Genomic DNA, 8,044 nt, shown 5'->3' on the forward strand with positions numbered 1-8,044 from the left:
CCACCCAGGAGGCCCCGCCCTCAAGGGACCTCAGCCCCCCGAAAGGCCGTCACCCCGGTGGTCCCGCAGGTTCGGCGGGCGTGATTCGGGTGGAGTGGCAATAGAATTGGCATTTGTCGCGTTTGACGTAATCGATAGACCGCTCGGCGGCCGACTCCTGTCGGTATCACCCCGGTCGAAGCCCACCAAGACGGGGTGTGGCTCCTCCAGGTGCTCGGCCGGGACGAGGCGCTCCGTCATGACCTGGACGGAGACCCTTGAAGTCCTACCTGAACGTGCTGGCCACCCCGGGCGCCTGGCGGTTCCTGCTGCCCGCCCTGGTGGCCCGCCTGCCATTCGCGATGACCCAGATGGGCATCCTGCTGCTGGTGCAGTGGTCCACCGGGTCGTACGGCGCGGCCGGGGTCGCCGCCGCGGCCTCGGCCGTGTCGCAGGCGGTCGTCGGGCCGCAGACCGGGCGGCTGGCCGACAGGTACGGCCAGGCCAGGGTGCTGCTCCCGCAGGTGGCCGTGCACGCGCTGGCGCTGGGCACGTTGCTGGCGCTGGCCGCCGCGCACGCGTCCGTGCCGCTGCTGGTGATCGTGGCCGCCCTGACCGGCGCCTCCGGGCCGCAGGTGGGCGCCATGGTACGGGCCAGATGGGCGCACCGGCTGGGCGGCACGGCCAAGCTCAACACCGCCTTCGCGGTCGAGTCGATCACCGACGAGCTGACGTTCACGCTGGCCCCCGTGCTGCTGGTCGGGTTGTCCACGGCGTATTCGCCGGTGGTCGCGCTGCTCGGCGGCCTGGTGCTGATCCTGGTGGGCACCGTGGCGTTCGCCGTCGTCAGGACCGGGGCGCCGGAGCCGGTGCCGGTCAAGATCCGCGCCACCGGCGGGGTGCTGCGGCTGCGCGGCGTCGCGCTGCTGGCCGTCGCGTTCCTGGCGATGGGCTCGGTCTTCGGCAGCCTCCAGGTGGGCATCACCTCGCTCACCACCGCCCTGGGCCAGTCCGCGAGCGCGGGGCCGATCTACGGCTCGTTCTCGGCCGCGAGCGTGCTCGGCGGCCTGCTCTACGGCGCGGTCCGCTGGCGTGTCACCGCCAGGACCAGGCTGGTCGCCGGCCTGGCGCTGCTCGCCGTCGCGACCAGCGCGCTCACCGTGGCCGACGCCATCCCGGTCCTGTACGGCGCCGCCGCCCTGGCCGGCCTGGTGATCGCCCCCGTGGTGATCACCGGCTACACCATCATCGAGAGTCTGGTCCCGGCCGACGTCAGGACCGAGGCGTTCACCTGGCTCAACGGCGCCATCGGCCTGGGCATCGCGACGGGCTCGTCGGCCGCCGGGCAGCTCGTGGACCACTTCGGCCCGTCGCTGGCCTTCGTCGTGCCCCCGCTGACCACCGGGCTGGCCGCCCTCCTGGTGCTGGCCAGGGTGGGCAGCCTGCGTCCGCTGCCCGAGGTCACGAGTGCGCGCGAACCAGCACCTCTTCGGGGATGACCTTCGGCACCCCGCGTAGCCCGATCAGGGCCAGCACCGCGACCAGGGCCAGCAGCCCGGCCGTCACCAGCGCGGTGAGGTTCAGGCTCTCCACGAACGCCACCCGCGCCGCCTGAACGAGCTGCCCGGCCTGCTCGGCGGGCAGGCGCGTGGCCACGTCCAGCGCCCCGGCGATCGACTCGCGCGCCTCGCCGGCCGGGAAACCGGCGGGCAGGTCCAGGTTGGCGCCGTACGCGCTGTTCAGCACCGTGCCGAGAACGGCGATGCCGAGCGCGCCACCCAGCTCGAACGACGTCTCCGACACCGCGGCCGCGGCCCCCGCCCGCTGCGACGGCACGGTCGCCAGCACGTTGTCGTTGTTGACGGTGAACGCCAGCCCCACGCCCATGCCGCCGATCACCATCGGGATCAGCAGCAGCAGGTAGTTCAGCTCCAGCCCGAGCGTGGCGTAGAACAGGAAGGACACCGCGTTCAGCGCGAGCCCGAGCGCGACCACGCCGTTCCTGCCGATCACGCCGATGAGCTTGGCGGCCACCACCCCGCCCACCGCGCCGGCCAGCCCGCCGGGCAACTGCGCGAGCCCGCTCTCCAGCGCTGACCACTCCAGGACGAGCTGCAGGTACCAGGCGAACATCATCATCATCGCGATCAACGAGAAGATGGCCAGCATGTTCGTGCCGATGGACGCGCTGAACGCCCGCCTGGCGAACAGCCGCACGTCGATCAGCGGCTCGGCCAGCCGCCGCTGCCGCGCCACGAACCAGGCCAGCCCGGTCACCCCGACCAGGGCCGCCACCAGCACGTCTGTCCCGCCCACACCCTGGTGCGCGGCCTCCTTGAGCGCGTAGACGACCGCCACGATCCCGGTGAACGACAGCGCCACGCTCAGCACGTCGATGCGGCCCGCGTCCGGGTTGCGCGACTCGGGCAGGATCAACGCGCCGCCGACCAGCACCAGCGCCATGATCGGCACGTTGATCAGGAACACCGAGCCCCACCAGAAGTGGTCGAGCAGCAGGCCGCCGATGACCGGCCCGAGGGCGAACCCGGCCGCGCTCATCCCGCTCCAGATCCCGATCGCCGCGGTGCGCTCACCGGGCTCGGTGAACACGTTGCGGATGATCGACAGCGTGGACGGCATGATCGTCGCGGCGGCCACGCCGAGCAGCGCCCTGGCCGCGATGAGCAGTTCGGGGCTGGGCGCGTACGCGGTGACCACCGAGGCGGCGCCGAACGCGGCCGCGCCGATCAGCAGCAGCCGCTTGCGTCCGATCCTGTCGCCCAGGTTGCCCATCGTGATCAGCAGGCCGGCCAGCGCGAAGCCGTACATGTCGCCGATCCACAGCAGTTGCGTGGAGCTCGCGCCGAGGTCGGCGACCAGCCGGGGCAGGGCCAGGTGCAGGACCGTGAGGTCGAGCGAGAGAAGGAGGGTGGCCAGGCACGCGATGGCCAGGCAGGACCATTTCTTCGTCATGGCCCCCACCTTCGGCGGGCGCGCTGACCGTCCGCCTACCGTTCACTGACGAAACCGGCGAGGCGCCGGCTACCGGTCGCCGGTCCGCGGCGCCAGCTCCGCCAGCCGGGTGTCGATGCGCAGCCGCGTGTCGCCGACGCTGTACCAGTCGTCCGGGCACAGCTCGTCGGCCTGCCTGATGCGGGCCAGCGCCTCGTCCCGGTCGCCCTGGGCCAGCGCCAGCTCGCCCAGCCCGAGGTGGGCCCAGGTCAGCGTCGCCACCGAGCCGCTGCGCCGCGACAGCTCGGCGGCCTGGCCGAAGTCGGCCAGCGCCTCGTCCGTGCGGCCCATGGCCAGCAGCGCGTCGCCCCGCTGGCACAGGCTCTCGGCCATGTCGGCGGCCGAGCCCAGCTCGGCGGCGGTCTTCAGCCCTTCGTCGGCCATCGCGTACGAGGTCTCGTAGTCGCCCTGACTCCACGACAGCGCGCCCAGCCCGGACAGCACCACGGTGATGCCCCAGCGCTCGCCCAGCTTCCTGAAGTCGGCCAGGCTCCGCTCGAACATGGCCTTGGCCTCGGGGACGCGGCCCATCAGCTCCAGCATGAACGCGTTGCCGCAGCGCGACAGCGCCTGCGGCCAGGGCGACAGCGAGCCGGCCACCTCCTGGAGCATCTCGTGCACGTGCTCGAAGTCGTCGGGCGGCCCGACGAACATCGACTTCATCATCATCAGGAAGTCCAGCCGTTCCGGCACGAACTCCATCGGCAGCAGCTCGTTCACCACGCCCAGCCGCTCGCGCAGTTCCTCGCCGCCGACCGCCCACCCGGACACGAGCACGACCATCGCGTACTCCTCCTTCAGGTGCTCCGGCGGCGTGCGGCCGAGGTGCGACAGCAGCTCGACGGCCATGATCCCGCTGTCGACGCGATGCCCGCGGAACCACCAGTAGCAGGAGCAGTACGCCATCAGCCGCTGCGCGAGCTCGTACTGCCCGGAGGCGATCGCCCAGCGCAGCGCCGCGACCAGGTCGCCGCTCTCCTCGTCGAGCCTGGCCAGCCATTCGAGCTGCTCGGCCCGGCGCAGGTAGGGGTCGGCGGTGATCGCCAGCTCCAGGTAGTGCGCGGCGTGCGCGTCGCGCAGCTCGTCCACCTCGCCGGCCTCGGCCAGCTTCTCCGCGCAGAACGCCCTGATCGTGTCGAGCATCCGGTACCGGCCGCCGGTGAACTCCACCAGCGACTTCTCCGCCAGCGAGAACAGCACCTCCTCGGGCAGCCCGCACACCCGCTCGGCCGACTCGGGTCGCGCGCCGCGCACGAACACGGTCAGCCGCCTGGCCAGCCGCTGCTCGCGCTCGTCGAGCAGGTCCCAGCTCCAGGCCACCACCGCGCGCAGCGTCTGGTGCCTGGGCAGCGCCGTACGGCTGCCGCGGGTCAGCAGCTTGAACCGGTCGTCCAGGCGCGCCGCCACCTCGGCGACGGGCAGCGTCCGCAGGCGGGCCGCGGCCAGCTCGATGCCCAGCGGCAGCCCGTCGAGCGCCCGGCAGATGTCCATGACGTGCTGCGCGTTGTCCGGCGTGACCACGAAGGACGGCTGGACGGCGGCCGCCCGGTCGGCGAACAGCCGCACCGACGGGTAGGCCAGCGGATCACCGGTGTCGGGCGGCGGCAGCCGCAGCGGCGCCACCGGCAGGATCGACTCGCCGGTGATGCCCAGCGCCTCGCGGCTGGTGGCCAGCACGCGCAGCGACGGGCAGGCGGCCAGCAGCAGATCGGTCAGCCCGGCGATGGCCGCGATCAGGTGCTCGCAGTTGTCGAGCACCAGCAGCAGCTCGCGGTCGGCCAGCACGGAGGTCAGGCGGGTGACCGGGTCGGCCGGACGGTGGTCAGGACCTGGCCGCAGCGTGGCGCGGATCTCCAGGGCGTCCAGCACGGCGCCGGCCACGCCGGTGTCGCCGGCCACCGGGGCGAACTGGACGAAGCAGACGTCTCCCGAGGACTGGGCCGCGGCCTCCATGGCGAGCCTGGTCTTGCCCGCGCCGCCGGGGCCGATCAGGGTGACGAGCCTGGTGTCCTGCAGCCGCTCGCCGACCTGCGCCAGCTCCTCGGCGCGGCCGACGAAGCTGGTGAGCTGCGCGCGCAACCCCTTCCTGCTGACACCGGCCGCGGCGGCCGTGCCGAAGGGAACGCCGGTCGCGTCGGGAGAACCGCCTGCCGCGCCGGCCGGTTCGACCTCCGGCTGCGACGGGCCGGTCTCCTGGCGGGACGGGCCGGACGCCGCCGTGGCGGCCGAATCGCCGGTCGGGCCCAGCGCCGGGTCCGCGCGCAGCACGGCCAGGTGGGTGGCGGCCAGCTCGGGCCCCGGCGCGATGCCCAGCTCGTCGTCGAGCGCCCGCCGCGCCTCCTCGAAGACGGCCAGCGCCTCGGCCTGCCGCCCGCTGCCGTACAGCGCCCGCATGAGCTGGGCGCGCAGCCGCTCGCGCAGCGGGTGCGCGGCCGTCAGCGTACGCAGCTCGGCCGCCAGATCGCGGTGCCGCCCCAGGTCGAGCTCGGCCTGGATCCGGTCTTCGAGCGCCGACAGCCGCAGCTCGGAAAGCCCGGTGGCGGCCGCCTCGGCCTGCGGCGCGTCGGCCAGCGGCGTGCCGCGCCACAGGTCGAGCCCGGCCCGCAGCAACGCCGCCGCCCGGGCCGGGTCGCCGTCGGCCAGCGCCTGCCTGCCCGCCGCGGCCAGGCGCTCGAACCTGCGGGCGTCGACGTCCTCGGGGTCGGCCGCCAGCCGGTAGCCGGCCGGGTGGAACTCCACCACGTCCCTGCCCAGGGCCCGGCGCAGCCTGGACACCTGTGACTGCAGGGCGTTGGCCACGCCCTCGGGCGGGCGGGTGCCGTACAGGCCGTCGACGAGCTGTTCGGCGCCGATGACGCGGCCCGCGTCGAGCGCGAGCAGGGTCACCAGCGCGCGGACCCGGGGACCGCCGAGCACGATCGGACGGCCGTCCTCGCCCAGGACGCGGGTGGGCCCGAGGATCTCGAAGCGCATGCCTCGATTATCGTGGCTCAGACCGGATTCATGGCGATTCCGGGAGGATGGCGGCGATCTCCGCATACGTCGGCAGCGGCGGCTCCGGCTTGCCCTGGGCGGCCAGCGCCGCGCCCAGCGCGCCGCGCAGCGCCGCCCGGTAGAGCAGCGACCCGGTGCTCACCCTGGCCACCCCGGCCGCGCCGAGTTCGGCCAGGCTCGGGCCGTCCGGCTGGTAAAGCACGTTGAGCGGCAGCGGCGTGCTCGCCGCCACCTCGGCGATGGCGTCGAGCCCGGTCAGCCCGGGCACGAAGACGCCGTCGGCGTGTCCGTAGGCGGCCACCCGTTCGAGCGTGTCGCCGGTGCCGAGCCAGTGCGTGTCGGTGCGCGCGTTGACGAACACGCCGTGGCCGCGGGCCGCCTCGATGATCCGCTGGTGCAGCTCGATCGGCCGCAGGGTGCCGTCGGGACGGCCGTCCTCCAGGTTGATCCCGGCGACGCCCAGCTCGGCCAGGCTCGCCACCAGGTCCGACACCTGGGCCGGGTCGTCGCTGAACCCGCCTTCGACGTCCACGGTGACCAGGACGCCCAGGTCCTTGATGGTCTCGGCGAGCTCGATCGTCTCCGCCCTGGTCGCGCCGGCGGCGTCCGGTTTGCCGTAGACCGCGGCGACGCCGAGGCTCGTGGTGCCGATCGCCGGGAAGCCGTGCGCGGCCAGCAGCGCGGCCGAGCCGTAGTCCCAGGCGTTGGGCAGCAGCAGCGGCTCGCCCGGCCGGTGCAGGTCGCGGAAGGCGGCGAAACGCTCGTCCCGGGTCATCGGGTGCTCCCGTCGATCAGGGCCTCGAGGACGCCGGCCGCGAGGGCGAGCGCGTGGGCGGGCGCGGGGCAGGGACGCAGTCCGGTGCCGAACGTCAGGTGCGGGGCCGGGCCGCGCGCGGCGTCGAAGCGGTCCGGCTCGGCGAACACCTCGGGGTCGCGGTTGGCGGCCACCAGGTCGATGCTCACCTCGTCGCCGGTGTGCTGGTCGAGCCGCCTGCTGGCGTGCAGCGGCGGGTCGTGCCGCAACGTCTCGTGCAGCACCGACTCGACGTCGGCGCCGGGCGTGAGGTGGGTGAGCGCGTTGGCGATGAGCCCTTCCACGCTCGCGTGGGCCTGCAGCAGCAGCGTGATCGCGGGCACGTCGGCCTGATCGAGCAGCGCGGCGACGGCGGCGTCGGACGCCGGGCTCTCCTGGCCCGACAGGTAGCCGCTCGCGGCGTCGGCCACGGGCGAGGTGTCGGCGACGCCGAGCGCGGCGCCGAGCACGGCCGTGGGCACGCCGCGCCAGTCGCCCTGGCGCTCCAGCGTGACCGTGCGTGCAGCCTGTCTCAGCGCGGCCGGGTCGAGCGTGGCGAGTCGTTCGGTCAGCAGGGCGCGCCGCCGCGCGTGGGCCGGGCCGCTGCTGAAGCGGGAGACCCGGGCACGCAGCCAGGCGAGCGTTCCCTCCCTGCCGTCCTGGCGGACCGGCGGGGGCACGTATCTGCTGTCGTCGAGCACCGCGCGGGCCTTGGCGTGACGTGTGATGACCATGGCTTCACGTTAGGACGAAGTCCTTTCGCCGGGCGTCGAAGCATGGCCGTCATGAAGCGGCGTCATGCGGCCAGGCGCTGCTCGCGGTCGGCGTCGCTCTGCTCGGCCTCCGCCGGCGTGGCGGCGTTCAGCACGACCGGCCCGTCCGGCCTGACGGCCAGCGCCATCGCCGCGATGAGCGCGATCTCGGCCAGCACGAGCCCCCGCTCCAGCAGGCCGTAGTACGCGCCGCCGTCGATCCAGGCCGAGGTGAACGAGGCCGGATGCGCGGCCAGGTAGGCGGCCAGCGTCACCACGGACGTCGCGCTCATCGCCTTGACCGCGTTCCACCTGGGCGCCGCCGCCCGGCCGCGGACGAGGGTCCAGCCGGCCACCGGCAGCGTGGTGAAGACCACGGCCGCCGCCCACCGGTGGATCTCCCCGGTCAGCGTGTTGATGTCGGACATGCCGGGATCGGTGGGGAAGATCGCGCTCATCATCAGCCCGGCCCCGGCCGCCAGCAGCAGCACCCTCGTGGCCGCCGTCCTGGCCG

Annotated in this window: 6 protein-coding genes; 1 reads left to right on the forward strand and 5 read right to left on the reverse strand. The window is 73.9% G+C overall.

Going from position 1 to position 8,044, the window contains the following annotated elements; all coding sequences use genetic code 11:
- Nucleotides 1-257: 257 nt before the first annotated feature.
- Nucleotides 258-1,478: an MFS transporter gene (locus HII36_RS51275; protein ID WP_173530687.1), complete on the forward strand. Its 1,221-nt coding sequence runs from the start codon at nucleotides 258-260 to the stop codon at nucleotides 1,476-1,478.
- On the opposite strand, the gene HII36_RS51280 is transcribed toward HII36_RS51275, so the two are convergent.
- The 5 genes from HII36_RS51280 to HII36_RS51305 all read right to left on the reverse strand — a co-directional run.
- Entirely contained in the window at nucleotides 1,441-2,952 is a 1,512-nt protein-coding gene (locus HII36_RS51280) for an MFS transporter (protein ID WP_173530688.1), read from the reverse strand. The genes HII36_RS51275 and HII36_RS51280 overlap by 38 nt on opposite strands.
- Nucleotides 2,953-3,021: 69 nt before the next feature.
- The gene (locus tag HII36_RS51285; protein ID WP_236004984.1) at nucleotides 3,022-5,964 is read right to left on the reverse strand and encodes an AfsR/SARP family transcriptional regulator; all 2,943 of its coding nucleotides are present in this window, start codon (nucleotides 5,962-5,964) and stop codon (nucleotides 3,022-3,024) included.
- Between the two features lie 28 nt (nucleotides 5,965-5,992).
- The gene (locus tag HII36_RS51295; protein WP_173530689.1) at nucleotides 5,993-6,760 is read right to left on the reverse strand and encodes an isocitrate lyase/PEP mutase family protein; all 768 of its coding nucleotides are present in this window, start codon (nucleotides 6,758-6,760) and stop codon (nucleotides 5,993-5,995) included.
- Nucleotides 6,757-7,512, reverse strand: coding sequence for a cytochrome P450 family protein (locus HII36_RS51300; protein WP_173530690.1), 756 nt, complete (start codon nucleotides 7,510-7,512; stop codon nucleotides 6,757-6,759). Before HII36_RS51300 ends, HII36_RS51295 begins: the two co-directional genes overlap by 4 nt.
- A gap of 62 nt (nucleotides 7,513-7,574) precedes the next feature.
- A partial coding sequence (locus tag HII36_RS51305) for a DUF998 domain-containing protein (protein ID WP_173530691.1) occupies nucleotides 7,575-8,044 on the reverse strand: 470 nt, incomplete at its 5' end.

It is taken from the genome of Nonomuraea antri (assembly GCF_013283785.1).
Taxonomy (GTDB): Bacteria; Actinomycetota; Actinomycetes; order Streptosporangiales; family Streptosporangiaceae; genus Nonomuraea; species Nonomuraea antri.

Coding starts and splice junctions, on each gene's coding strand:
- HII36_RS51300 (WP_173530690.1), bottom strand. CDS start 7,512: ATGGTCATCACACGTCACGCCAAGGCCCGCGCGGTGCTCGACGACAGC.
- HII36_RS51295 (WP_173530689.1), bottom strand. CDS start 6,760: ATGACCCGGGACGAGCGTTTCGCCGCCTTCCGCGACCTGCACCGGCCG.
- HII36_RS51285 (WP_236004984.1), bottom strand. CDS start 5,964: ATGCGCTTCGAGATCCTCGGGCCCACCCGCGTCCTGGGCGAGGACGGC.
- HII36_RS51280 (WP_173530688.1), bottom strand. CDS start 2,952: ATGACGAAGAAATGGTCCTGCCTGGCCATCGCGTGCCTGGCCACCCTC.